General features: G+C 72.5%; 23 protein-coding genes. 16 read left to right on the forward strand and 7 right to left on the reverse strand.

Features of this window, described 5'->3' with window-relative positions; all coding sequences use genetic code 11:
• Window positions 1-12: 12 nt before the first annotated feature.
• Complete coding sequence (locus ACZ5UI_RS24535; RefSeq protein ID WP_464192082.1) at window positions 13-885, reverse strand: amidohydrolase family protein; 873 nt, start codon at window positions 883-885, stop codon at window positions 13-15.
• 20 nt (window positions 886-905) lie between these two features.
• The gene (locus tag ACZ5UI_RS24540) at window positions 906-2,018 is read right to left on the reverse strand and encodes a hypothetical protein (protein WP_464192084.1); all 1,113 of its coding nucleotides are present in this window, start codon (window positions 2,016-2,018) and stop codon (window positions 906-908) included.
• 67 nt (window positions 2,019-2,085) lie between these two features.
• Here ACZ5UI_RS24540 and ACZ5UI_RS24545 point away from each other — a divergent pair, with 67 nt between their 5' ends.
• The 8 genes from ACZ5UI_RS24545 to ACZ5UI_RS24580 are packed head-to-tail and all read left to right on the forward strand — an operon-like array spanning window position 2,086 to window position 10,034.
• Window positions 2,086-3,402 (forward strand): hypothetical protein, encoded by a 1,317-nt coding sequence (locus tag ACZ5UI_RS24545; RefSeq protein ID WP_464192087.1) that lies wholly within the window; start codon window positions 2,086-2,088, stop codon window positions 3,400-3,402.
• 26 nt (window positions 3,403-3,428) lie between these two features.
• Complete coding sequence (locus ACZ5UI_RS24550; protein ID WP_464192089.1) at window positions 3,429-4,142, forward strand: SDR family NAD(P)-dependent oxidoreductase; 714 nt, start codon at window positions 3,429-3,431, stop codon at window positions 4,140-4,142.
• 5 nt (window positions 4,143-4,147) lie between these two features.
• The gene (locus ACZ5UI_RS24555) at window positions 4,148-5,134 is read left to right on the forward strand and encodes an alcohol dehydrogenase catalytic domain-containing protein (RefSeq protein ID WP_464192091.1); all 987 of its coding nucleotides are present in this window, start codon (window positions 4,148-4,150) and stop codon (window positions 5,132-5,134) included.
• Complete coding sequence (locus tag ACZ5UI_RS24560; protein ID WP_464192093.1) at window positions 5,131-6,021, forward strand: 2,4-diaminopentanoate dehydrogenase; 891 nt, start codon at window positions 5,131-5,133, stop codon at window positions 6,019-6,021. Before ACZ5UI_RS24555 ends, ACZ5UI_RS24560 begins: the two co-directional genes overlap by 4 nt.
• A 44-nt stretch (window positions 6,022-6,065) precedes the next feature.
• Window positions 6,066-6,833 (forward strand): SDR family NAD(P)-dependent oxidoreductase, encoded by a 768-nt coding sequence (locus ACZ5UI_RS24565; RefSeq protein ID WP_464192095.1) that lies wholly within the window; start codon window positions 6,066-6,068, stop codon window positions 6,831-6,833.
• Between the two features lie 24 nt (window positions 6,834-6,857).
• Window positions 6,858-7,844 (forward strand): thiamine pyrophosphate-dependent dehydrogenase E1 component subunit alpha, encoded by a 987-nt coding sequence (locus tag ACZ5UI_RS24570; RefSeq protein WP_464192097.1) that lies wholly within the window; start codon window positions 6,858-6,860, stop codon window positions 7,842-7,844.
• Window positions 7,841-8,821, forward strand: coding sequence for an alpha-ketoacid dehydrogenase subunit beta (locus ACZ5UI_RS24575; protein WP_464192099.1), 981 nt, complete (start codon window positions 7,841-7,843; stop codon window positions 8,819-8,821). Before ACZ5UI_RS24570 ends, ACZ5UI_RS24575 begins: the two co-directional genes overlap by 4 nt.
• Window position 8,822: 1 nt before the next feature.
• The gene (locus ACZ5UI_RS24580; protein ID WP_464192101.1) at window positions 8,823-10,034 is read left to right on the forward strand and encodes a dihydrolipoamide acetyltransferase family protein; all 1,212 of its coding nucleotides are present in this window, start codon (window positions 8,823-8,825) and stop codon (window positions 10,032-10,034) included.
• 342 nt (window positions 10,035-10,376) lie between these two features.
• On the opposite strand, the gene ACZ5UI_RS24585 is transcribed toward ACZ5UI_RS24580, so the two are convergent.
• The 4 genes from ACZ5UI_RS24585 to ACZ5UI_RS24600 form a co-directional block, all read right to left on the reverse strand.
• Complete coding sequence (locus ACZ5UI_RS24585; protein WP_464192104.1) at window positions 10,377-11,894, reverse strand: hypothetical protein; 1,518 nt, start codon at window positions 11,892-11,894, stop codon at window positions 10,377-10,379.
• Window positions 11,891-12,961: a mandelate racemase/muconate lactonizing enzyme family protein gene (locus tag ACZ5UI_RS24590; protein WP_464192106.1), complete on the reverse strand. Its 1,071-nt coding sequence runs from the start codon at window positions 12,959-12,961 to the stop codon at window positions 11,891-11,893. The genes ACZ5UI_RS24585 and ACZ5UI_RS24590 overlap by 4 nt, the downstream gene beginning before the upstream one ends.
• A gap of 184 nt (window positions 12,962-13,145) precedes the next feature.
• The gene (locus ACZ5UI_RS24595; protein WP_464192107.1) at window positions 13,146-14,567 is read right to left on the reverse strand and encodes an acyl-CoA synthetase; all 1,422 of its coding nucleotides are present in this window, start codon (window positions 14,565-14,567) and stop codon (window positions 13,146-13,148) included.
• The gene (locus ACZ5UI_RS24600; RefSeq protein WP_464192109.1) at window positions 14,564-15,598 is read right to left on the reverse strand and encodes a LacI family DNA-binding transcriptional regulator; all 1,035 of its coding nucleotides are present in this window, start codon (window positions 15,596-15,598) and stop codon (window positions 14,564-14,566) included. The genes ACZ5UI_RS24595 and ACZ5UI_RS24600 overlap by 4 nt, the downstream gene beginning before the upstream one ends.
• A 52-nt stretch (window positions 15,599-15,650) precedes the next feature.
• On the opposite strand from ACZ5UI_RS24600, the gene ACZ5UI_RS24605 reads away from it, so the two are divergent.
• The 8 genes from ACZ5UI_RS24605 (at window position 15,651) to ACZ5UI_RS24640 (ending at window position 23,040) form a co-directional block, all read left to right on the forward strand.
• Window positions 15,651-15,965 carry an L-rhamnose mutarotase gene (locus ACZ5UI_RS24605; RefSeq protein ID WP_464192111.1) on the forward strand — a complete coding sequence of 105 codons (315 nt, stop codon included), beginning with the start codon at window positions 15,651-15,653 and terminating at the stop codon, window positions 15,963-15,965.
• Window positions 15,958-16,407, forward strand: a complete 450-nt coding sequence (locus tag ACZ5UI_RS24610) for a VOC family protein (protein ID WP_464192113.1) — start codon at window positions 15,958-15,960, stop codon at window positions 16,405-16,407. The genes ACZ5UI_RS24605 and ACZ5UI_RS24610 overlap by 8 nt, the downstream gene beginning before the upstream one ends.
• On the forward strand, window positions 16,408-17,244 hold the full coding sequence (locus tag ACZ5UI_RS24615) for a sugar phosphate isomerase/epimerase family protein (RefSeq protein WP_464192115.1): 837 nt from the start codon (window positions 16,408-16,410) through the stop codon (window positions 17,242-17,244).
• A 106-nt stretch (window positions 17,245-17,350) separates the two neighbouring features.
• The gene (locus ACZ5UI_RS24620) at window positions 17,351-18,445 is read left to right on the forward strand and encodes a sugar ABC transporter substrate-binding protein (protein ID WP_464192117.1); all 1,095 of its coding nucleotides are present in this window, start codon (window positions 17,351-17,353) and stop codon (window positions 18,443-18,445) included.
• Window positions 18,446-18,460: 15 nt separating this feature from the next.
• Window positions 18,461-19,975 carry a sugar ABC transporter ATP-binding protein gene (locus ACZ5UI_RS24625; RefSeq protein WP_464192119.1) on the forward strand — a complete coding sequence of 505 codons (1,515 nt, stop codon included), beginning with the start codon at window positions 18,461-18,463 and terminating at the stop codon, window positions 19,973-19,975.
• Window positions 19,976-19,977: 2 nt separating this feature from the next.
• Complete coding sequence (locus ACZ5UI_RS24630; RefSeq protein WP_464192121.1) at window positions 19,978-20,979, forward strand: ABC transporter permease; 1,002 nt, start codon at window positions 19,978-19,980, stop codon at window positions 20,977-20,979.
• Window position 20,980: 1 nt separating this feature from the next.
• Window positions 20,981-22,045, forward strand: coding sequence for a Gfo/Idh/MocA family protein (locus ACZ5UI_RS24635; RefSeq protein WP_464192123.1), 1,065 nt, complete (start codon window positions 20,981-20,983; stop codon window positions 22,043-22,045).
• A gap of 5 nt (window positions 22,046-22,050) precedes the next feature.
• Complete coding sequence (locus ACZ5UI_RS24640) at window positions 22,051-23,040, forward strand: hypothetical protein (protein ID WP_464192125.1); 990 nt, start codon at window positions 22,051-22,053, stop codon at window positions 23,038-23,040.
• Window positions 23,041-23,044: 4 nt separating this feature from the next.
• Here ACZ5UI_RS24640 and ACZ5UI_RS24645 read toward each other — a convergent pair whose 3' ends face one another.
• The gene (locus tag ACZ5UI_RS24645; RefSeq protein WP_464192127.1) at window positions 23,045-24,091 is read right to left on the reverse strand and encodes a LacI family DNA-binding transcriptional regulator; all 1,047 of its coding nucleotides are present in this window, start codon (window positions 24,089-24,091) and stop codon (window positions 23,045-23,047) included.
• Window positions 24,092-24,095: the final 4 nt, after the last annotated feature.

Raw genomic sequence — 24,095 nt, forward strand, 5'->3', positions numbered from 1 at the left:
GCCCGCCCGCCGTCAGATCTTGTAGACGCGCTCCGCGTTGCCAGAGAACAGGGCGACCTGCTCGTCCGCGGTGTACTGCGCGGCGATCTCCGCGTAGGCGTCGGCCACGGTGGCGAAGTCGCTGTAGAGCTTGTCCACCGGCCAGTTCGTGCCCAGGAAGCAGCGCTCGATGCCGAACGCCTCGACGCAGTGCTCGAACCACGGGCGGATCGAGTCGACCGTCCAGTCGTTGTCGCCCATGGCCAGGCCGGAGATCTTGCACAGGGCCGACGGGGCCTCGGCCAGGGCGCTGATGCCCTGCTTCCAGTTGGCGAAGTACTCGTCCGTGCGCTCGAGCGGGAACCCGGCGTGGTCGAGGATCAGGACGGTCCCGGGGTGCAGGTTGGCCAGGTCGCGGGCCTTGGGCATGTTCTCCCAGAAGCAGTCCAGGTCGTAGACCAGGCCGCGCTCGCCGAGCTTGGCGAAGCCGGCCTGCCAGGCCGGGTCGCGCAGGTAGTCGCCCTCGCCGAAGTCGCGGATGCCCCGGAACAGCGGCGAGGCCTCGGCGTGACGGTCGAGCACCTCGTCGATGTCGGCCGCGTTGAGCTTGGCGTCGCCGATGATCGCGTGCGGCCAGCCCGTCGCCTCTGCCTGCTCCTGCAGCCAGATCGTCTCCTCGACGGGATCCTCGCTGCCCAGCGCCGCCTGGATGTGGACGGCCTTGGTCACGTTGGACCCGGCCACGTCGGCCGCGTAGGCCTCACCGCCGTACAGCGGCACCTTCATCGCCTCGATGTCGCCCAGGATCGGGTGGATCCAGCCGGGCTGCAGCCAGGAGTAGTGCGTCTTGGGGTTCTGCAGGTCCCAGAAGTGGACGTGCGTGTCGACGAGCGCGAGCTCGGCCATGGGGTCTCTCCTCGGGTGGGTCAGCCGGCGCCGGGCATGGCGACGACGATGTCGGGCAGGTCCTCGGACGCGTGGTTGCTGGAGCCGAACACGTCGGGCTTCGTGCGCCCGACCCGCTCGTAGTACTCCTCCGGAACCGTGGTCGGGTCCTTGAACATCTGCCACTGGCACTTCTGCGGCGAGCCGTCGGGCTCGGTCTGGCCCTGCTGGGGCGGGTCGACGACGCGCACCGGGTAGCCGAAGCGGTCGATCGGGATCTCCTCCATCAGGTACACGCAGTGCGTGCAGTAGTGGCAGACGCCGGTCTTCCCGTGGTTCCAGGTGTGCGGCTCCTGGGAGACCGACCAGTTGTACGGCGCCTCGGTGCGCGCCGGGGTGCCCTCGATCACGTCGCCGCGCGGGATGCGCCCGCCCGAGCCGCAGGGGTCGAAGCGCAGCACGTAGCGGTCGTCGAGCTCGAACAGGTCGAAGTCGCCGGTGCGCTCCGGGCCCGACAGGTGGCCGCGCATCGCCTCGCAGGCGACGGTCATCAGCACCTCGAGACCCTCGTCCCACGGGTACTTGTCGATGTCGAACTTCTCGTAGCGCCAGGCGAAGAGCGGCAGCAGGACCTTCTCCCACATCCGGCCGATCGCGGCCTCGCCCAGGCGCGCGACGATCTCGCTCATCAGCCCGTAGGTGTGGTCGACGTCGCGGTCGTGGCACTGGCGCCACGTCTCCTTGAGCTCGTCGAGCTTGGCGTGGGCGGCGTCGGCCTCCTCGCGGAAGACGTGGCCGACCAACTCCTCGCACTGCTCGTGGACCTTGTGCCACTGGGTGCGCACGTTCCACGGCGTTCCGTCGGGGAACGCGAGCACGGAGACGATCCGCTCGTTGGCCTGCGCGATGTCCTCCTTGGACACGCCGTTCTCGGCCAGGAAGGCGTTCAGGTCGGGGATCCACTGGCGGTAGATGCCCCAGCAGACGCTGGCCTCTTCCACGAAGTAGTTGGCCAGCTGCGCGGCGAGATCCCATTCGCCGGCATCGATGGCCTCGTGGATCTTGCGGTAGGTCGAGATCCGCTGGTCTTCCCAGCTGCCCATTCGCACGCGCCGACCCAGCGCGTCCGAGAAGGCGATCAGGGTGTCGCTCATGGCGCCCGGATACGTTACTGGCAACGTTTCCGGCCCGCAAGCATTTCCTGATACGGTCGCGTCCGAGATGACTCGGGTCGCGTTGGTGGAGCCGTACTGGGAGTTCTGGGAGAGCTCCGTCCCGTACGACCTGCGCGCCGACCGCGCGGCGATCGGCGACACCGTACGCGCCGCGCTGGCCGGACGCGTGCAGTGGGTGGCCGACGCGGCCGAGGCCGACGCCGCGCTCGTGCTGCAGACGATGGCCACCCCGCCGGCCTGGACGCTGCCCGCGCTGGGCGACGTGCCGGTCGTCGTGTGGGCCGCGCACCGCGGCGCGCTGCCCTCGGGCTTCGACCACGCGGCGATCACCACCGAGGGCGCGACCGTCGGCGTCCCCATGCTCACGTCCCTGCTCGTGCGCGCGGGCCGGCCATTCGAGATCGTGCTCGGGCGCATCGACGATCCGGCCGCGCTGGACGCCGTGGCCGACGCGCTGGTGGCCGCGGGCGCGGCCGCGGCGCTGGGGCGCGCGCGCATCGGACGGGTGGGTCGGCCGCTGGACGGCTACGCCTGCGTTGACACCGACGACGCGCTGCTGCGCGCGGCCACGGGCGTCGAACTGGTGGCCATCGAGGCGGCCGAGGTGCTCGAGCTGTACCGCGCCGTGGCGCCCGCGCGGGTACGCGAGCTGGAGGCCGAGACGCGCGCGCTGTACGACGTGGAGATCGAGGGCGACGGCCTGGAGCGGTCGCTGCGCGCGGCCTGCGCGATCGACGATCTGGCCACGCGCCACCGGCTCGACGCGGGCGCGCTCAACGGGCACGTGCCCGAGATCCGCTTCGGCGCCGAGATCGGCATCGCGCCGTCCTTCGCGCTGGGTCGCGCGACCACGAACGGCATCCCCTGGACCGAGGTCGGCGACGTGCTCACCGCGGTGGCCATGCTGGCCACCAAGCGCCTGGGCGGTGCCGCGCAGTACCACGAGCTCGAGGCCGTCGACTACGACACCGGCGAGCTGATCCTGGCCAGCTCGGGCGAGTTCGACCTGGCGCTCGCTCCCGGCGTGCGCCCGCGCCTGATCGCCAACGACTGGTACGCGGCCGACGCACGGGTCGGCGCCTGCCCGGTCTTCTCCGCGCCGGCCGGGCCCGCGACGCTCGTCGGCTTCGCGCAGGTCGGCGACGGCTATCGCCTGATCGCCGCCGAGGGCGCGTTCACCGGCCGCGCCTTCCCGGCCACCGGCACGGCCAACGGCGCCTTCCGCTTCGACCGTGGCCTGGACGCGTGGACCGACTGGTGCCGCGCCGGAGCCAACCACCACTCGTCGGCCACGCCGGGCGCGCTGGGCGCGCAGATCGAGGTGCTCGCGCGCTTCCTCGGCGTCCAGGCCATCCGCTGCTGAGAACCAACCACGAACGGACCCGCACCATGACCCTCCAACTCAATGGCTACGACGACCGCGTCGCCTTCGTGACCGGCGCCGCGCGCGGCATCGGCGCGACGATCGCCACCACCCTGCGCGACCTGGGCGCGCGTGTCGCCGCCGGCGACCTGCGCGCGCCCGAGCACGACGGCGTGCTCGGCATCGAGCTCGACGTGACCGACGAGGCGTCGGTCGAAGCCGCGTTCGCGCGGGTCGAGGCCGAGCTCGGCGCGCCCTCGATCCTCGTGCTCAACGCGGGCATCTTCGTGATCGAGCCCTTCGAGGAGACCACGCTGGCCTCGTGGCAGCGCTCGATCGACGTCAACCTGACCGGCGCCTTCCTGTGCGCGCGCCGCGCGCTGCCGGCCATGCGCGAGGCGGGCTACGGTCGCGTGCTGGCCATCGGCTCCAGCGCCGGCAAGACGGGCGGGGCCAAGTCGGTGGCCGCCTACGGCGCGTCCAAGGCGGGCGTGATGGCGCTGGCCAAGGCGATCGCCTCGGAGTACGCGCCCTTCGGCATCACGTCCAACGCGCTGGCGCCCTCGCTGATCGACACCGAGATGATCTCCGCGATGCCCGACATGGCCTCCAAGGTCCCGGTCGGCCGGCTGGGCACGGTCCACGACGTGGCCGACATCGTCGCCTTCCTGTGCTCCGAGCACGCGGGCTACATCACCGCGGAGGTCGTCGACGTCAACGGCGGCTTCCTGATCGACTGATCGCGATGCGTGCCCTGCTCCTGCCCGCCGTCGACGCGCCGCTTCAGCTGGTGCAGCGCGAGGTGCCCGAGCCCGGTCCCGGGCAGGTGCGCGTGCGCGTGCAGGCCTGCGGCGTGTGCGGCTCGGACCTGTTCCTGCAGAAGGGCGGGTTCGGCGCCGACAAGCTGCCGGTCGTGCCCGGTCACGAGGCGGCGGGTGTGGTCGACGCGCTGGGCGACGGGGTCGAAGGTCTGCGCGTCGGCGACCAGGTCGCGCTCTACTACATCGATAACCCGCCCGACGCGCCGCGGCCCAACCTCGGGCCGCACGTCCAGCGCATGGGCGTGGACGTCGACGGCGCGTTCGCCGAGTACGTCGTGCGCCCGGCGTCGACGCTGATCGTGCCGGCGGCGCACGTGGACCCGGCCACGCTGGCCGTGCTCACGGACGCGGTGGGCACGCCCTACCACGCGCTGGCCCGCATCGCGCGGGTGCAGGCGGGGGAGACGGTGGTCGTGCTGGGGATCGGCGGGATCGGGTCCAACGCGGTGCAGGTCGCGCGCGGCCTGGGCGCGCGGGTGATCGCGGTCAGCCGCAGCGAGGAGAAGCTGGCGCTGGCCCGGGCGCTGGGCGCCGAGGCGGCCGTGCCGCTGGACCAGGCGCGCGAGGCGATCGGCCCCGACGGACCCGACGTGATCGTGCAGTGCGCCGACTCGGCGGCGCTGGACGAGGCGGCGATCGCGTTGGGCGGCTACGGCGCGCGCATCGTGCTCGTCGGCGCATCGGTCGACCAGTTCCGGGCGCGCTCCAGCGACCTGATCTGGCGCGAGCTGTCGGTGATGGGCTCGCGCGGCTTCACGCCCGACGACATCCGCGCGGTGATCGACCTGTACCTGGCCGGCCAGCTGCAGACCGAGCACCTGACCCGGGTGCAGCGGCCGCTGGAGGAGGGCAACGCCGCGCTGGAGGACCTGCGCGCGGGCCGCGTGCTGCGCTCGGTGCTGATCCCGTGAGGGTGGCGATCTACGGGGTCGGCCAGGCCGGGACCGCGGTGGCGGGTGTGCTGGCCCGGCGCGGGCACGTCGTCGAGGGGCCGTTCGGCCGCGACGAGCGGTCCGCGGCGCTGGAGGGCGGGGCGGACGTGGTGGTCATCACGACCACGTCGTTCCTGGCCGACATCGCCGACGACGTGCGCGCCGCGATCGAGGCGGGCTCCAACGTGCTGACCAGCGCCGAGGAGGCGGCCGATCCGTGGGCCACCGATCCCGCGCTGGCGGGCGAGCTGGACCCGCTGGCCCGCGCCCACGGGGTCACGGTCCTGGGCGCAGGGCTGAACCCGGGCTTCGCCTTCGACGCGCTGGTGCTGACCGCGATGGGCGCCTGCGTCGACGTGCGCGCGCTGCGGGTGGAGCGGGTCGTGGACCTGTCCGGGTTCGGCCCGGCCATCCTGGCCCGGCTGGGCGTCGGCTACCCGCCCGACGCGTTCGCCGCCGGGATCGCCGCCGGCACGATCACCGGGCACATCGGCTTCCCCCAGTCGATGCGCCTGGTCGCGCGGGCGCTGGGCGTCGATCTCGAGCGCGTCGACGGCGACATCGAGCCGCTGCTGGCCGGCGGGCGCACGGCGGGCTTCGTCCAGCGCTACGTCGCCGTGGCCAAGGGGGAGCCCTGGTTCGTGGCCGAGTTCACCGGCCACGTCGCGCCGCGCAGCGCCGGGCTGACCATGCGCGACGTGATCGAGGTCGACGCGACGCCGCCGGTGCGGATGGAGATCGCGGGCGGGCTGCCGTCCCAGGCGGGCTCGGCGGCGGTGCTGGCCAACTCGGTGGCGCGCGTGGCCGCGGCGGCGCCGGGATGGGTCACGGTGGCCGAGTTGCCGCCCGCGTTGCCGGTGGTCTGATAGGTTTTCGGAATCGTTACCAGTACCGTATTCAGGGAGAGAGGATGAGCTGGGAGCTGGGACTCGACGACCGCGGGGTCGTCGTCACCGGAGGCGCGGGTGGGATCGGCCGTGAGGTCGCCGCCGCGTACGCCTCGGCCGGCGCCCGCGTCGCGGTGGTCGATCTGGATCCTGACGCCTGCGCCCAGGTCGTCGCCGGCCTCGAGGGCGGGCCCGACCGCCACCTGGCCATCGGCGCCTCGATCAGCGACCTCGACGCTCAGGAGCCGGTGCTGCGCCAGGTGCTGGAGCACTTCGGCCGCTTCGACGTGCTCGCCCACCTGGCCGCGGTCCTGCGCCGGCGCGACACGATCGACGACGTCACCGAGGACGACTGGGACTTCCAGCTCGACGTCAACCTCAAGGCCACCTTCTTCCTCAACCGCTGGGCCGCGCGCCTGTTCCGCGAGCAGGGCAACGGCGGGCGCATCGTCAACTTCACCTCGCAGGGCTGGTGGACCGGCGGCTTCGGCGGCTCGGTCGTCTACGCGGCCAGCAAGGGCGGCATCGTCTCGATGAGCCGCGGCCTGGCCCGCACGCTGGCCGCCGACGGGATCACCGTCAACACCGTCTCCCCGGGCGGCGTGGACACGACGATGATGACCGACGGCTCCTCCGACGAGGCGCTCACGAACTTCCTCAAGATGGTCCCGCTCGGGCGCATGGCCCAGCCCTCGGAGCTCGCCGGGATCGTCCTCTTCCTGTCTTCCGACCACGCCTCCTACATCACGGGCGCGACCGTCAACGTCAGTGGCGGCCAGCTCATGTACTGACCTCACGATGGAGCCGATGCACCGATGAGCAAGACCGCACCGTCCAACCCGGCGGCCGCCGTGCCGCTGGAGGAGCAACTCGACTGGCAGCGGTCGATGCTCGAGATCCGCCACTTCGAGGAGGAGTGCCACCGCATGTTCGCGCGCGGCCTGGTGCGCGGATCGACCCACCTGGCCGCCGGCCAGGAGGCGGTCAACGTGGGCGCCTGCCGGGCCCTGCGCACCACCGACATGATGGCCTGCACGTACCGCGGCCACGCGGCCGTGCTGGCCAAGGGCGCGCCGCTGGACGAGTCCTTCGCCGAGATCCTCGGCAAGGAGCAGGGCCTGTGCCGGGGCAAGGGCGGCTCGATGCACCTGACCGACATGCGCGTCGGCGCGATCGGCTCCTTCGCCGTCATCGGCGCCCACCTGCCGATCATCCTGGGCACCGCCTACGCCGAGCTGTACAAGGGCTCCGACGGCGTCTCGCTGTGCTTCTTCGGCGACGGCTCGACGAACATCGGCGGCTTCCACGAGTCGATGAACATGGCCTCGGTGTGGAAGCTCCCCGCGATCTTCCTGTGTGAGAACAACCTGTACGGCGAGTTCTCCCCGATCGCCCACACGACGCCGATCACCGAGCTGGTCACGCGCGCGGACTCCTACGGGATGCCCGGCGTGCGCATCGACGGCATGGACATCAACCTCGTCCACGAGACGGTGGCCGAGGCGGTCGCCCGGGCCCGCGCCGGCGAGGGCCCGACGTTCATCGAGGCGATGACCTACCGCTACAAGGGCCACTCGCGGGCCGATCCGGGCGCCTACCGCCCCGAGGGCGAGCTGGAGCAATGGCTGGAGCGCGATCCGATCGTGCTGCACGAGCGCAACCTGCTGGCCGCCGGCGTCGAGCAGGAGCGCCTGGACGCCCTGCGCGCCGAGGCCGAGAAGACCGTCAACGACGCGCTCGAGCGCGCGATGAGCTGGCCCGACCCAGCGCCCGAGACGCGACTGGAGGACGTCTACGCATGAGCCAGACCATCACCTACCGTGACGCGATCGTCCAGGCCATGGGCGACGCGATGGAGGAGGACGAGAGCGTCTTCCTGTTCGGCGAGGACGTGGCCGAGGCGGGCGGGCCGTTCAAGCTGTCCGACGGGCTGCTGGAGCGCTTCGGCCCGCGCCGCGTGCGCGACACGCCGATCTCCGAGCAGGCGATCATCGGCACGGCGATCGGCAGCGCGCTGTCGGGCCTGCGTCCGATCGCCGAGATCATGTTCGCCGACTTCGCGGGGGTCTGCTTCGACGGCATCGCCAACGAGCTGGCCAAGTACCGCTACATGACGGGTGGCCAGGTCAACGTCCCGGCGACGATCCGCCTGGGCAACGGCGCGGGCGCCGGCTTCGCCGCGCAGCACTCGCAGTCGGTCGAGAACTGGTTCATCAACGTGCCGGGCCTGAAGATCGCCGTGCCGGGCACGCCGGCCGACGCCTACGGCCTGCTGCGCAGCGCGATCCGCGATCCCGATCCGGTGCTCATCTTCGAGCACAAGCACCTGTTCAACCACAAGGGCGAGGTGGCCGACACGCCCGCCGTGGTGCCGTTCGGCCAGGCCGAGATCGTGCGCCAGGGCGACGACGTGACGATCGTGGCCACGCAGATGATGCGCTACCGGGCCGTCGAGGCGGCCGAGCTGCTGGCCGGCGAGGGCGTGTCGGTCGAGGTCATCGACCCGCGCACGCTGGTGCCGCTGGACGCCGAGACGATCGGCGCATCGCTGGATCGCACGAACCACCTGGTCGTCGCGCAGGAGTGCACGCACGACGGCAGCTGGGGCGCCTCCCTGGTCGCGCGCCTGATGCGCGACCACTTCGAGTCGCTCGACGCGCCGCCGCTGGTCATCGGCGGCGACGAGACCCCGATCCCCTACGCCGGCGACCTCGAGGAGCTGTGGATCCCCAGCGCCGAGCGGATCGCCGACGGCGTGCGCCGCACCCTCGCCTACTGACATGGGCGAGATCGTGATGCCGCGCCTGTCGGACTCCATGGAGGAGGGCACGATCCTGCGCTGGCTGAAGGCCGACGGCGACGAGGTCACGCGCGGGGAGGAGATGGTCGAGATCGAGACCGACAAGGCGACGATGGCCTACGAGGCCGACGAGTCCGGGACGCTGTCGATCAGCGCGCCCGACGGCTCGACGGTGGCGGTCGGCGCGCCGATCGGGTTCATCGGTGAGCCGGCGCTGGTGGGCGCCGCGGTCGGGGCCGGCGTCGGACGCGCGGTCAACGGCGGCGGCGGGATCAACGCCTCCCCGGTGGCCCGGCGGATCGCGTCGCGGCTTGGCGTCGAGCTCGTCGGCCTGACCGGCTCGGGCCCGTACGGGCGCGTGCTCAAGGCCGACGTGGTCGCCGCGGCGGACGAGACGCCGACGATCGAGGTCCCGGCCGAGCAGCCCGAGGAGCAGCCCGCGGTCGCGGTGGCGCTGGCCGACGAGACGCCGACGCCGACGCCGACGCCCACGCCGGTCCCGGTCCCGGTGGCCTCCGCCTCCGGGGAGGACCTGTCGCGCACGCAGCAGCTGATCGCCCGCCGCATGGCCGAGTCGCGCGCCACGGTGCCCGACTTCGCGGTCGAGGTCGAGGTCGACATGTCGGCCGCGCTCGAGCTGCGGGCCAAGCTGAAGGCGATCGCCGATCCGGCGCCCTCGGTCAACGACCTGATCGTCAAGGCGGCGGCCGTCGCCCTGCGGCGCCACCCGCGCGCGAACGGGTCCTACAAGGACGGCCGCTTCGAGCTGCACGACGAGGTCAACGTCGGTGTCGCGGTGGCCGCCACCGACACCCTGGTCGTGCCGGTCGTGCGCAACGCCGACGGCAAGTCGCTGGGCGCGATCGCCACCGAGGTGCGGGCCATGGCCGGCCGCGTCCGCGACGGGCAGATCAGCGCGCCCGAGCTGTCGGGCGGCACGTTCACGGTCAGCAACCTGGGCATGTTCGGCATCGACCGCTTCGAGGGGATCGTCAACGTCCCGCAGGCGGCGATCCTGTGCGTCGGGGCGATCAAGGATCGGGTGGTCGCCTTCGACGGCGCACCCGCGGTCCGGCCGATCATGTCGATGACGCTGGCCAGCGACCACCGCATCCTCTACGGCGCCGACGCCGCGCAGTTCCTGACCGAGATCCGCGAGCTCCTCGAGAACCCGCTCGCCCTCGCCCTCTGACGGCCGAACGGCATATTCCCTCCGCTCAGCGGAGGGAATATGTCACTCGGCCGGGTTCGGGCGAACGACGGCATCGAAGACGCGTGGGCCGCGCCCCGCCGCCCACGTCCGCGGTCCGTGGCGCGTCACCGCTCCCCGCCACGACCATTGTCGGTCTGGCGTCGCATAGCGACGCAAACCCGACAACGGTCGCGGATGTGAGCGCCAACGCGTCACTGCCAGCGGTCGTTGTCGGTCTGGCGTCGCATAGCGACGCAAACCCGACAACGGTCGCGAGTGCCGCGGGCGAATGGACGGGACTCAAGGCCCGCTCGCCTTCGATGCCCGTCGTTCGGGGCGCCCTCAGCCGGTGGGGCGGACGGCCTCGAGCGCCGGAGGCGGGGTGGGCAGCCGGCCGGAGGCGAGGAGCGCGTCGTCCTCGGGCACCCGGGGCGTGTCGAACACGGCGGCCAGCGCGTCGACGCCGGCGCGCACCAGCAGGCGGTCGGCCTCGGGGGTGACCTGGGCGGCCAGGCCGAACGAGCGGTTGCCGTGGGACGGCTCGTAGCCGCCGTGCGGGTAGGCCGCGGCGGAGGGGAAGTAGGTGAGCAGGCCGTTCGTGTAGCCCGCGTACAGCGTCACGGCGGCCGGTGAGCGCTCGCGGACCGCGAGGCCGATCTCGCTGAAGATCTCGCCCGGGCCGGTGACGATCGCACCATCGCCCACGCGCAGCGCGCACACGGGCCCGACGGGCGCGTCGCTGACCAGACCGGCGCGCAGCTCGTCGGCCACGATGCGCGCCCACACGGCGTCGTAGCCGATCACGTTCAGCTCGCCGCCGTCGGCGCCCCGGGCGCGGGCGGCCTCCAGCCGGGCCTCGACGCCGGCCAGCTCGGCCTCGACGGCCTCCAGCGTCGGCACCTCCTGCAGTGGGAAGGCGACGTCGAGCTGCGTGGCGGCCAGGGTCACGTCCCCGGCCGCCCCCGCACTCGGGCGGTACAGGTGGAAGGGCGTGACCGAGCCGTCCTGCGAACGGTCGAACCGGCGCCCCCAGGCGGGCCGGTCGGCCACGGCATCCAGCGCGGCCAGCGCGAGCCGGCGGCCCATCGCGCGGGCCGGCTCGAGCGACGGGGAGAAGGCCACCCGGGGCAGGATGTTGCCCGCCGCGCCCTGCAGGAAGACGCACTCGCCGCCCGTCCAGTCGCGGACCGCGGCGCGCATCGGGCCGGCGTAGTCGGCGCTGTAGGCCAGCACGTCAGGGCCGACGGCGACCGTGTGGCAGCCGAAGCCGACGACGGTGGCCAGCGCGCTGCCGTCGGCCCGCTGGAGCTGCAGCACCGGCACCTGGGGATCCACCATCCCGTCGGGGTTCCAGCCCAGGATCACGCGGTCGCCGCGGCGCTCGCGCCGGTTGACCGACTCGTCGCAGCGCCCGACGCCCCAGGTGGGCGCGGCCTCCTCCAGGCGCGACGCGGCGAGCAGCGCGACGTCGACGATCGCGGCGTGCACCCGCTCGGCGTAGGCCGCGACGGCCGGACCGGCGGCATCGCCCGGTCCGCCACCGCCCAGCTCCATCAGCTTGGGCGAGGCCGGCGGCGCGCAGTGCGTGTGGTTGAAGTTCACGAGCACCGCCTCGGGCACACACCCGACCGCCGCGGCGACGCGCTCGCGCAGCGCGTCGATGATCGGGGCCTGGATGGCGATCGTGTCGACGCCGATGACGACCGCGCGCGTGCCGTCGGACTCCAGCACGACGGCCGTCGCCTCGAGGTCCCCGACCGACCATCGCGCCGGCTCCCAGCGGCGCACGAACCCGACCATCGGCAGGCCCAGCGGCGGCTCCAGGGAGACCGCCGCCGCCCCGGCCCGCATCCCGCTCACGCGCGGGCGACCCGGTGATGCTCGATGTAGTCCTCGTCCAGCTCCCAGCCCAGGCCGGGCGCCTCGGTGAGGATCAGCTGGCCGTCGACCAGCTTGGGCCGGTTGGCGATCAGGTTCCACCAGATCGGGTCGCGATCGGGGTGGAAGCACTCGACGTAGGTGCCGTTGGAGATCGACGACAGCAGGTGCGACGCGACCTGCGGCTCCTCGTGGTGGCCCATGGCCACGTCGAAGCTCAGGGCCATCGCGGCCACGCGCCGCCACTCGGTCGGTCCCCCCGACCAGGAGGCGTCGAAGTTGCACACGTCGATCGCGCCCTCGACCATCAGGTCGCGGCACCCCGACGCGGAGAACTCGGTCTGGCCGGCGCACACGGCGACGCCGCCCATGTTGCGCACGTCGCGCATCGCGCGGCGGTCGTTGTGCCAGCGGCAGGGCTCCTCGAACCAGCGCAGGTTGGCGCCGTCGACCAGGCGGGCGAAGGTGATCGCCTCCTCGCGCGTCCAACCCTGGTTGGCGTCGGCGGCCAGGATGAAGTCATCGCCGCCGGCGGCGCGCGCCTCGCGGAAGCGAGCCGCGTCGGTCACCGGGTCCTTGCCGCCGACCTTGAACTTCATGCCGGCCATCCCGGCCTCGCGCAACTGCTCGATCTCCTCGGCGATCGTGCCCGTGCCGTCGTAGTAGCCGCCGATCGAGATCATCGGCACGCGGTCGCGGTAGCCGCCCCACAACCGCCACAGCGGCTGGTCCAGCGCCTTGCCGATCGCGTCCCACAGAGCCGCGTCGACGCAGGCCTGGGCGACGAGGCCGAGCCGGCGGTCGCGCAGGATGTTGAACGTCACGCCCCGGGAGAGCTCCCAGCAGCGCTCGATGGCCATCGCGTCGGCCCCGATCAGCCGGGGCGCGATCTCCTCGTGGATGATCGCGTCGATCTCCAGCAGGCCCGCGTCCTCGTCACCGGCGTAGGCCTCGCCCACGATGCCCTCGTCGGTGAAGACCCGCGTGACGATCGTCGAGCGGTGGCTCATCTCGTAGTAGCTGCCGCGGTAGATGCGGCCCAGTGGCACGCGGATGGGGACGGTCTCGATCCGCCTGATGGTCAGGCTCCTGATCGTCCCTGCCGCTGTCGTCGCGTCCGTCGTGCTCACTCGCCAGTCCCCTCATCCCACGCCGTTGCGCGGTTGTCCACATCGTTACCGGTAACGTTTCCAGAGACGCTGTGCGCTGTCAACTGCCAGCCCTCCTGACCATTCAGCGCAAGGCCGCCCGGCGCAGCTTTCCGCTGGCCGTGCGGGGCAGCGTCGAGGTGAACTCGACGAGCCGCGGGTACTTGTAGGGCGCCGTCTCGGCCTTCACGTGATCCTGCAGCGCGCGCACCAGCGCGTCGTCGGCCGACCACCCGTCGCGCAGCACTATCACCGCCCGCACCACCTCGCCGCGCTCCGCGTCGGGCGCCCCGACCACGGCCGCGTCGGCCACGGCCGGGTGGGTGTTCAGCGCGCCCTCGACCTCGGTCGGCCCGATCCGGTAGCCGGCCGAGACGATCACGTCGTCGGCCCGGCCCCGGAACCACAGGAAGCCGTCCTCGTCGCGATCGACCAGATCGCCCGTCGGCCACCAGCCGGTGTGGGGCTGGTGGTCGAGGTAGCGCAGGAAGAACGTGGGCGTGGTCGCCGGATCGAGGTACATCTGCCCGTCGCGGATGTCGAGTCCGACGCCCGGCAGCGGGCGGCCCATCGAGCCGGGCCGGACCGGTTCGGCGACCGGCATGCCGGTGATCGCGCCCGTCTCGGTCTGGCCGAAGCCGTCGCGCACGGTGACCGCGGCGCCGTCCTGCCAGGTGCCCACGACCTCGGCGTTGAGCGCCTCGCCGGCGGCCACGGCGGTGCGCAGGCCGACCGGCCGCAACGTCGCCCGATTGGCGATCACCCGGTACTCCGTCGGGGCCATGCAGAGCACGTCGACCCGCTCGCGCTCGATCAGGTCCAGGCGCTGGGCGGGGTCGAAGCGCGCGTCGTGCAGCAGCGCCCGCGCGCCGCGCAGCCAGGGCGCGATGAACGTGTTGCGGGCGGACTTGCTCCAGCCCGCGGCGGCCGTGCACCAGACGAGCTCGCCGGGCCGCGCGTCGAGCCAGTGCTCGGCCTGCAGCGCCTGGCCGGCCAGGTAGCGCTGGCCGTGCAGCACCGCCTTGGGTTCGCCGGACGTGCCCGAGGTGAAGATCACCAGCGCCGGGTCGTCCGGGGCCAGGTCGACCGCCGGCTGGGGCGCGCCGGCCAGCAGCGCGTCGTCGTCGGCCAGCAGGATCGGGCAGTCCGGTCCGGCGGCCTGCAGCTCGTCGAGGTTGCGGGCGTCGGCGACGACCGCGGCGGGACGGGCGTGGCGTAGGCGCAGCGACAGGTCCTTGGCCCGCAGCTGCTCGGTGCAGGGCAGCGCCACCGCGCCGATGCGAAAGCAGGCCAGCAGCGTCAGCACCCACTCGACGCGGTTGCCCATCAGCGTCATGACCACGTCGCCGCGGCCGACGCCGTTGGCCACCAGCGTGCCCGACAGCCGCGCGGTGGCGTCCGACAGCTCGCCGAAGGTCCACGCGCGCCGCTCATCGGCGGCGTTGATGGTGATCAGCGCCTCGCGCGCCGCCGGGGCGGCGTCGACCACGTCACGGGTGTAGTTCATCGCGCCGCGACCTCGCGCGGGGGCGCGCAGCTCTCGCGCGGCACGAACTCCGTGGGCAGCGTGATGCTCTCCGGCGCGGCGCCGCCCTCGAGCAGGCGCAGCAGCAGCTCCGCGGCCCGGGACCCCAGGGCGACCGTGTCCCGGCGGATGACCGCGATCGGCGGCTGGTGCAGCTCGGTGGTGGAGATCGTGTCGCAGGAGATCACCGACACGTCGGCGCCCACGGCCAGACCGCGGTCGCGCAGCTCGATCAGCGTGCCCGACAGCAGCTGGTTGCCGCCGGTGATGATCGCGGTGGGCGCGTCCGGGGCGTCGAGCAGGCGGCGGGTGGCGTCGCGACCGTGTTGGGGGGAGAGGACCCCCTCGCTGACCACGTAGGTGTTGGGCAGCCCGCGGTCGGCGTAGGCCTCCTCGAGCCCGCGCAGGCGCTCGCGCGCGGGGCGGACCGGACGGCCGAGGATCAGGCCGATGCGGCGGTGGCCGAGGTCGAGCAGGTGGCCGACGGCGGTGCGCATGCCGGAGCGGTGGTCGGACAGGACGCTGGAGGCGTTCATGTCGGCGGGCAGCGCGCGATCGACGACGACGCGCGGCGTGTCGGTCTCGCGCAGCGCGGCCAGCGTCTCGGGGTGGTCCTCGCGCGCGACCGACAGCATCAGGCCGTCGACCCGGCGCTGCTCGAACAGGCGGACGTGCTCGGCGTCGCGATCCGGATCGCCCTCGGAGTTGGTCAGCAGCATCGAGTACTCGCCCCGGCGCAGCTCGGCCTCGGCGCCCTTGACGATCGACGCCATCAGGGGATTGGAGATGTCGCCGGCCACGAAGCCGATCGACAGCGTCGCCCGCCGGCGCAGCGACTGCGCGAGCATGTCGGGCGTGTAGCCGAGTTCGTCGACCGCGACCATCACGCGCGCGCGCATCTTCTCCGAGACGTCAGGATGACCGCTGAGCACCCGTGAGACCGACGACATCGCGACGCCCGCGGCGTCCGCGACCTCGCGCATGCTGGAGCGACCGCCCTCACTTCTCCTCATGTCGGTTACGATACCGGAAGCGGTTCCAGCCAGCGAGGAGAGAGAGGTTCAGATGGAGCGTTTCTGCTTCACCTTCGAGATCCGTCCCGGTGCCGAGGACGAGTACAAGCGCCGCCACGACGAGATCTGGCCGGAGCTCGTCGAGGTCATCCAAGGCAGCGGCGTCTCGAACTACTCCCTCTTCCGTCGCGGCACCACGATCATCGCCTACTGCGAGGCCGAGCCCGACGTGGCCACCGCGTTCGGCAAGATCGGCGCCAGCGACGCCAACACGCGCTGGTCGGAGTACTTCGAGGACCTGATCGTCGCGCTCACCGATGAGAACGGCGAGCTGTTCACCGCGCAAGAGGTCTGGCACCTTGACTGAGGTCCGCGGCGTGCATCACGTCGGCGCCTCGGTGTCCGACCTGCGCGCCGCACTGGACTTCTGGGAGGCGTTCCTCGGCGTCACCGCCCGCTTCAGCGGCCGCCTGTCACGCCCGTACCTGGGGCAGTCCGTCGGCCACCCCGGCGTGACGATCGACGCGGGCATCATCGACCTCCCCGGCGGGGGCGTGCTCGAGCTGCTCGACTACCAGCTCGACGGCCGCGAGCAGCGCGACGACGACACCAAGCACCCGGGCAACGTGCACCTGTGTCTGCGGGTCGACGACGTCGACGCGGTGTGGGCGCGGGCCGTCGCGCTGGGCGCGCGCCCGGTGAACCCGGACGGCCCGGTGTCGATCGACTCGGGTCCCAACGAGGGCGCGCGCGTCTGCTATCTGCGGGTCCACGACGGCATCAGCGTCGAGCTCTTCCAGGTCCCGTAGATGCGGGTCGGGATCGACTCCTACAGCTACCACCGCCTGCTCGGCGAGGTCCGCCCGGGCGAGCGGCCGGGGGCCACGCCGATCCCGGACGTGGCCGCGCTGGTGGCCGAGATGGCCGACGCCGGCGGCGAGGTGCTGTCGCTGGAGACGGTCTTCCTGGATCCGCCGGGCGAGCTCGACGCCCGCGCGCTGCTCGATGCGGCGGGCGGGCGCGAGCTGGCGCTGGCCTGGGGGCATCCCTACGGGCTGCGCTGGGGGACCGATCCCGACGCGCTGGACGACCTGCTGGCCTGGATCCACCTCGCGCCGGCGCTCGGCGTGCGGATCGTGCGCTGCGTGGCGGCGCATCCGGCGCTGCGCCCGCGGGGCGGTCCCGACGGCCGGCTGCTGGAGCCGACGGCCCGCGCGCTGCGCCGTGCCCACGCGCGCGCCCGCGCCCGCGACATCACGCTCGCGTTGGAGAACCACGGGGACGTCGACACCCCGGCGCTGGCGGCGCTGCTGGCCGCCGTGCCCGGCCTGAGCGTCTGCCTGGACACCGCCAACGCGCTGCGCGTGGGTGACGATCCGGTCGCGCTGGCCGCCGCGGTCGCGCCGCGCGTGGCCATGGTCCACCTCAAGGACGTCGCCGACGCCGGTCCCGACCCGCGATCGGTGGCCTATGGCGACGGCATCGTCGACCTCGATGGCGTGCTGGCTGCGCTGCCGTCGAACCCGCGATTGCCTGTCTGCATCGAGCTTGCGCAGCTCGGCGACGGCGACGTCGACGAGCGCTCGATGGTCCGCCAAGGCGTCGCCTGGCTGGCCGCCCGGCGGGAGGCGACCGTTGTCGCTTGACAGTCTGACGAGGGCGCAGGTATCGTCGCCGGAAACGGTTCCGGTTGCGATTCCGGCAACGGTCCCCAGTCCGGGGGCTGGCACCACACGGAGGAGGAGAACGAGAATGCTTTGGCGCAAGGGCCTGACGGCGGCTGCAGTCGCTGCTCTGGCCATCGGGGCGGCTGCCTGCGGCAGCGGCAGCGAAGACAGCAACGACACGGGTACGGCGGCCAGCACGGCGGCCGCGGCCGCTCCGGCCACGACCGCTGAGGCGGCTCCGGAGGCCACGACGCCCGACATCGAGGGTGCCGCGAAGTTCGAGGACCCGGTCCCCGGCTCCGGCGACGGCCTGAAGATCGGCTACATCTCCCTGGGCGACCAGGTGCCGTTCGTCAAGCTCGTGTCCGACAACATCAAGGCCGAGGCCAAGGCCGACGGCGCGCAGCTCGTCTTCTGCGACTCGCAGCTGGACGCGGCCAAGGCGCTGGACTGCGCGAAGAACTTCAAGACGCAGGGCGTGGACGCGATCATCAACTTCCAGGTCGACGAGAAGTCCGCACCGCGCATCTGCGCGGCCGGTCCCGACGTCCCCACGATCGCCGTGGACATCAACCAGAAGCCGTGCCAGGTCGCCTTCATGGGCGCCGACAACCAGCGCGCTGGTGAGATCGCCGGCGAGGCGATGGGCACGTACTTCAAGGAGAACTCCGACTGCGACTACGACGCGGTCGTGTCGATGCAGCAGCCGGCGGCCGGCGTGGTCAACGACCAGCGCTCCGGTGGCGCGCTGACGGGCTTCGAGTCGGTCTGCGGCAAGCCGAAGAACCTGAAGGTCGTCGACGGCGGCGGCACCATCGAGGGTGGCCAGAAGAAGTTCGCCGACGTCCTCACGTCGCTGCCCGGCCAGCACAAGATCATCGTCCTGTCGCTGAACGACGACATGGCGCTGGGCGCGCTGGCGGCCGCCAAGGCCCAGGGCCGCGAGAAGGACCTGTACCTGGCCGGCCAAGGTGCCGACCCGACGTCGCACTGCCAGATCGCGACGAACGACCAGTGGGTCGCCGACGCGGCGTACTTCCCCGAGAAGTACGGTCAGATCGCGGTCCCGGCGGCGATCCGTGCGGCCAAGGGCGAGACGGTCAACGAGACCCTGTTCGTCCCGCACGTGATCATCAACAAGGACAACATCGCCGACTACTACGACGTTTCGAAGTGCTGATCGCGGAGCGCCTGGATGTCGGATTCTGAAACACCGCAGCAGCCCTTCCGCCTCCAGGCGCGGGCGATCCGCAAGTCGTTCGGCGGCGTCGAGGTCCTCCACGGTGTGGACCTCGATGTCGCCGGCGGCTCGGTGCTGGCCCTCCTCGGCGAGAACGGGGCGGGCAAGTCCACGCTCGTGCGCATCCTCGCCGGCGATCACTCCCCCGACTCGGGGGAGATCGTCATCGCCGGCGAGTCGCACTCCGCGCTGGACCCGGTGGCCGCAAGGTCGCTGGGCGTGCGCATGATCTTCCAGGAGCTCAGCGACGCGCCCGCGCTCACCGTCGCCGAGAACATCTCGCTCGGGCGCTGGCCCGGCAAGCGCGGCTTCGTGCGCTGGAAGGCGGTGCGCGAGCGCGCCGTCCGCGCGCTCGACGAGCTCGGCGTGGACCTCGACCCCGACCGTCCCGTGGCCGAGCTGCGCATCGGCGAGCGCCAGGCCGTCGAGATCGCTCGCGCGATCTCCGACCGGGCCCGCTGCCTGATCCTCGACGAGCCGACCGCGGCGCTGTCGGCCCAGGAGGTCGAGAAGCTGTTCGACGCGGTCCGCCGCCTGCGCGACCGCGGGACCGCGCTGATCTACATCACCCACCGTCTCGACGAGGTCGTGCAGATCGCCGACCGCGTCGAGGTGCTGCGCGACGGCGCCGTCGTGCTCGAGCGCGAGGTCGCCGGCACCAGCCGCGCCGACCTGGTCACCGCGATGGTCGGCCGCGAGGTCGGCGAGGTGACCCGCCCGGAGCCGGCCACGATCGACGCCGGCGTCACGCCGCTGCTGGCCTACGCGGGCGCGGCCAGCGAGGGCGCCTTCGCCGACGTCGACCTGTCGGTGCGCGCCGGCGAGGTCGTCGCGCTGTACGGCAAGCTCGGCTCCGGCACCGCCGAGGTGGCCGAGGTCGCCTTCGGCCTGCGCGCGCTGTCGGAGGGCGACTGCCGCCTGCGCGGCGAGACGCACACGCCGTCCGGCCCGCACGCGGCGATCGCCGCCGGCGTCGGCCTCGTGCCCGCCGATCGTCAGCGCGAAGGCGCGTTCATGGTCCGCTCGGTGTCGGAGAACATCTCCGTGCCGTCCTGGAGCCGCCTGTCGCGGCGGGGCCTGCTGGGCCGCCGCTCCGAGGCGCGCGCCTACAAGCGCTGGCACGACGAGCTGTCGATCCGGTCGCGCAACGATCCGGAGCAGTTGATCAGCACCCTGTCGGGTGGCAACCAGCAGAAGGTCGTGCTCGGCCGCTGGCTGGAGCGCGAGTCCGACATGCTCGTGCTGATCGAGCCGACCCGCGGCGTCGACGTCGGCGCCCGCATGGAGATCTACCGAGAGATCCGCAAGCTGGCCCGCAAGGGCATGGGCGTGCTGGTGGCCACGTCCGACTACGAGGAGGTCGTGCAGCTCGCCGACCGTGCCGCGGTGATGGCCCGCGGACGGGTCGTGGGCGAGCTGGGCGGCGATGAGATCACGACTGAACGGCTCACCGAGCTGGCTGGAGGATGAACGTGCCCGATCCCGTCCTGTCGCCCGAGGTCGTCGGAGGGCCCAGTGCGCCGCCGACCTCCGCGGTGCCGACCCAGCGGCGCCGGCAGGTCCCGGAGACCGCCGCGCTGATCGTCGTCCTGATCGTGCTCGGGGTGTTCTTCTCGATCACGTCGGGGTTCTTCCTGAACTACGACAACTTCGTCAACATCGTCACCGCCGCGGCGGTCACCGGCATCATCGCCGCGCCGGCCACGATGCTCCTGATCGCCGGGCAGTTCGACCTCTCGGTCGGCTCGGCGGCGGCGTTCTGTGGTGCGGTGCTCGCCTCGCTGGCGCTGCACAACGACATCTACTACTCGGTGTTCATCGCGATCCTGGCCGGCATCGGGATCGGGCTGGTCAACGGCTTCCTGGTCACCGTGGTCGGCATCAACGCGCTGATCACCACGCTGGGCACGCTCGCGGTGTTCCGCGGTCTGACCCAGGTGATCACCGACGGTCAGACGCTGTCGATCGACAAGTTCAGCTGGGCCACGTCGCGTCCGCTGTTCGACATCCCGCTGCCGGTGTTCATCCTGGCGGCGATCGTCATCGCCTTCTGGTTCCTCAGTCGCTACACCGTGTACGGGCGCTCGATGTACGCGATCGGCGCGAACCCCGCGGCGGCACGCCTGAACGGCATCCGCTCGCGGCGCGTGATCTGGATCGGCTTCGTGCTGTCCGGCCTGTGCGTGGCGATCGGCGGCCTGATCCTGGCCTCGCAGCTGGGCGCCGCCTCGCCGCAGGCGGCGACGGGCATGGAGCTCTCGGTGGTCACCGCGGTGATCCTCGGCGGCGCGTCGCTGGCCGGCGGCCGCGGCACGATCGCCGGCACGATCCTGGGCCTGCTGATCATCGGCACGCTGAACAACGGCCTCGTCCTGCTCAACGTCTCCAGCTTCTGGCAGACGGTGGCCCAGGGCGCGCTGCTGATCTTCGCGGTGTCGTTCGACCAGCTCCGCATCCGACTGACGAGCAACTGACATGACCAAGCTCCGACTGGGCGTCATCGGCGCGGGGTCCTGGGCCCTGGCCTCGCATCTGCCCAACTTCGCCCAGCGCGCCGACGAGGTCGAGTTCGTCGGCGTGGCCCGCAAGGGCACCGAGGCGCTCGAGCGCGTGCAGCGCGAGTACGGGTTCTCGGTGGCCAGCGAGGACTACCGCGACGTGCTCGATGCGGGCGTGGACATCGCGCTGATCGCCAGCCCGACCGGCCTGCACCACGAGCACGCCAAGGCGGCGATGGAGGCGGGCGCGCACGTGCTCGTCGAGAAGCCGTTCACGATCGACCCGGCCGACGCCTGGGACCTGGTGGCCACGGGCGAGCGGCTCGGGCGCCACATGGTCGTCTCGTTCGGCTGGAACTACCGGCCGATGGTGCGCGAGATGAAGCGCCTGATGGACGAGGGCGGCATCGGCGAGGTCGAGCAGATGGCCGTGCAGATGGCCTCGGTCACGCGCGAGCTGCTGTCCAACACCGGCTCCTACCCTGACGCCGATCCGGACACGGTGCCCGAGCAGGCCACCTGGACCGATCCGCGCGTCTCGGGCGGCGGCTACGCGCAGGCCCAGCTGAGCCACGCGCTGGGCCTGGCCCTGTGGCTGACCGGCCTGCGGGCCAGCGACGCGTTCGCGCTGATGAGCGCCCCGCTGGACGCGCCCGTGGAGCTGCACGACGCGATCACCGTGCGCTACGACAACGGCGCCATCGGCACGGTCGCGGGCGGCTCGGCCCATCTGGGCGCCGGGGGCAACAAGCACCAGCTCGAGGTGCGCGCGATCGGCTCCGAGGGGCACCTGCTCGTCGACGTCGAGCGCGAGGCGGGCTGGATCTGGGCCGACCGCGGCGCGACCGACATCCACCTGGACGTCGAGGCCGGCGACGGCGCCTACGACTGCGACGGGCCGCCGCACATGCTCGTGGATCTGGCCCTGGGCAAGGACGTGGTCAACCAGTCCCCGGGCGAGCTGGCGGCGCGCACGGTCGAGCTGCTCGACGCCGCCTACCGCAGCGCGGCCAGCGGCCAGCTCGAGCCCGTCGCCCGCTGAGCGCGATGGCCGGCCCGCTGACGTGGTCGGCCACGCTGGGCAAGCGCGTGCGCCCGGGCGACTGGGCCGACCAGGCGATCGGGACGACCCACAAGGTGGCCGAGGCGATCCGCGCCGGACGCTGGGAGGAGGCGGCGCAGCTCGTCGACTACTTCATGGAGGAGGCGAAGGTCTGCCACGTCGTCTACCTGACCTGGAGCGCGGGCTTCGACGGCTTCCTGCTCGCGCGCGGGGTGAGCGCCGACGAGCTGGCGGCTGAGCGGGAGCGGCTGGCGCGGCTGCTGGCCTACCCCGACGGCACGCCGCTGGACCCGCACGCGCGCTGGGGCGACCTGGGCGCGATGGCCGGCCGGCTGGGCAACGACCTGCGCGGGCTGGAGGTGGGCACGGCCTACGGGCTGGAGCGCTTCGACGCGCTGCGCGAGGCCTGGCGCGCGCTGCACGACCGCTGGGCCGACCTGCAGGCCGGGCTGCTCACGGTGGTCGCCGACCGCTTCGGCGAGGCCGCGGTGGGCGAGTGCTTCGCGGCGGTGCTGGAGCCCTACCTGGCCGAGCGCTACTCGGTGTTCGACACGCGCGTGCAGCCCTACGCGGACACGCTGGAGCGCAACCTGTACATCGCGTTCGAGTCGATGCGGGCGCACCTGGTCGGTCCCGAGCGCATGGGGGACATGGACCTGACCGAGCACGACGACCGCTGGGTGATCGCCTTCGACCCGTGCGGCTCGGGCGGGCGCCAGACGCCGGCCGCGGGATTCCGCGTCACGCAGGAGGAGCACGACTGGGCGGGCAACGAGCGCGGCGTCTGCCTGTACTGCGCCCACTGCGTGGTCGCGCTGCAGAAGTGGCCGATCGAGCAGTGGGGCTCGCCGGTCCGCGTCGTCGATCCGCCGCGCAACGGGGCGGGCACGCCGTGCACGTGGACCGTCTACAAGGACCCGGCGGCGGTGCCGGACGAGGCCTACCGGAAGGTCGGCGCGCAGCCGCCGCGTTAGACCGTCAGACGCCGGGCGGCGGCGCGCAGCTCGCGCGCGCGTGGAACGCCGTGGGCAGCACGACGGTCCGGGGACCCGGGTCGTCGTCGCCCAGGCGCTCGAGCAGCAGCGTGGCCGCCTGGCTGCCGATCTCGCGGTTGTCGCGCAGGACGACCGCGATCGGGGGGTTGAAGAGCTCGGTCACGTCGATCGCGTCGCAGGAGACGAGCGAGACGTCGGCGCCGATGCGCAGGTCGCGGCTGAGCAGCTCGCCCAGGGTGCCGATCAGCAGCTGGTTGCCGCCGGCGACGATCGCGGTGGGCGGATCCGGGGCGTCCAGCAGCTGGCGGGTCGCGTTGCGCCCGTGGTCGGCCGACAGCATGCCCTCGACGATCGTGTAGGTGGCGGGCAGATCACGCGCGGCGAAGGCCTCTTCCAGCCCGGCGCGGCGCTCGCGCGACGGACGCATCGGCTGGCCCACGATCAGGCCGATGCGGCGGTGGCCCAGATCCAGCAGGTGGCTGACGGCGTCGCGCATGCCGCCGCGATGGTCCGACAGGACGGCGCTGGCGCCCACGTCGGTGCGCAGCTCGCGATCGACCAGGACGGCGGGCGTCTCGAACTGCTGCAGCACCTGGAGCGTCTCGGGGTTGTCCTCGGAGGCCAGCGAGAGCATCAGCCCGTCGACGCGGCGCTGCTCGAACAGCCGCATGTGCACGGCGTCGCGCGCCGGCTCGTTCTCGGAGTCGGTCAGCAGCATCGAGTAGCCGCGCTCGCGCAGGCCCGACTCGGCGCCCTTGACGATCTCGGCCAGCAGGGGGTTGGCGATGTCGCCGACGACGAAGCCGACCGACCGCGTCTCCCGGCGGCGCAGCGACTGGGCCAGCAGGTCGGGCTGATAGCCGAGCTCGGCCACCACGGCCATGACCTTCTCGCGCATGGGCGCGGACACGTCCGGGTGGCCGGACAGCACGCGCGAGACCGACGACATGGCCACGCCGGCTCGGTCGGCGACCTCGCGCATGGACGCGCGTGCGGCGGGGCGGCGCTGCTCGCCGCGAGTCTGCGTCACCGGC

Source organism: Conexibacter sp. JCM 18997 (genome assembly GCF_055391915.1).

Coding starts and splice junctions, on each gene's coding strand:
- ACZ5UI_RS24580 (WP_464192101.1), top strand. CDS start 8,823: ATGGGCGAGATCGTGATGCCGCGCCTGTCGGACTCCATGGAGGAGGGC.
- ACZ5UI_RS24640 (WP_464192125.1), top strand. CDS start 22,051: ATGGCCGGCCCGCTGACGTGGTCGGCCACGCTGGGCAAGCGCGTGCGC.
- ACZ5UI_RS24620 (WP_464192117.1), top strand. CDS start 17,351: ATGCTTTGGCGCAAGGGCCTGACGGCGGCTGCAGTCGCTGCTCTGGCC.
- ACZ5UI_RS24535 (WP_464192082.1), bottom strand. CDS start 885: ATGGCCGAGCTCGCGCTCGTCGACACGCACGTCCACTTCTGGGACCTG.
- ACZ5UI_RS24550 (WP_464192089.1), top strand. CDS start 3,429: ATGACCCTCCAACTCAATGGCTACGACGACCGCGTCGCCTTCGTGACC.
- ACZ5UI_RS24625 (WP_464192119.1), top strand. CDS start 18,461: ATGTCGGATTCTGAAACACCGCAGCAGCCCTTCCGCCTCCAGGCGCGG.
- ACZ5UI_RS24570 (WP_464192097.1), top strand. CDS start 6,858: ATGAGCAAGACCGCACCGTCCAACCCGGCGGCCGCCGTGCCGCTGGAG.
- ACZ5UI_RS24545 (WP_464192087.1), top strand. CDS start 2,086: ATGACTCGGGTCGCGTTGGTGGAGCCGTACTGGGAGTTCTGGGAGAGC.
- ACZ5UI_RS24615 (WP_464192115.1), top strand. CDS start 16,408: ATGCGGGTCGGGATCGACTCCTACAGCTACCACCGCCTGCTCGGCGAG.
- ACZ5UI_RS24575 (WP_464192099.1), top strand. CDS start 7,841: ATGAGCCAGACCATCACCTACCGTGACGCGATCGTCCAGGCCATGGGC.
- ACZ5UI_RS24540 (WP_464192084.1), bottom strand. CDS start 2,018: ATGAGCGACACCCTGATCGCCTTCTCGGACGCGCTGGGTCGGCGCGTG.
- ACZ5UI_RS24605 (WP_464192111.1), top strand. CDS start 15,651: ATGGAGCGTTTCTGCTTCACCTTCGAGATCCGTCCCGGTGCCGAGGAC.
- ACZ5UI_RS24555 (WP_464192091.1), top strand. CDS start 4,148: ATGCGTGCCCTGCTCCTGCCCGCCGTCGACGCGCCGCTTCAGCTGGTG.
- ACZ5UI_RS24635 (WP_464192123.1), top strand. CDS start 20,981: ATGACCAAGCTCCGACTGGGCGTCATCGGCGCGGGGTCCTGGGCCCTG.
- ACZ5UI_RS24595 (WP_464192107.1), bottom strand. CDS start 14,567: ATGAACTACACCCGTGACGTGGTCGACGCCGCCCCGGCGGCGCGCGAG.
- ACZ5UI_RS24600 (WP_464192109.1), bottom strand. CDS start 15,598: ATGAGGAGAAGTGAGGGCGGTCGCTCCAGCATGCGCGAGGTCGCGGAC.
- ACZ5UI_RS24565 (WP_464192095.1), top strand. CDS start 6,066: ATGAGCTGGGAGCTGGGACTCGACGACCGCGGGGTCGTCGTCACCGGA.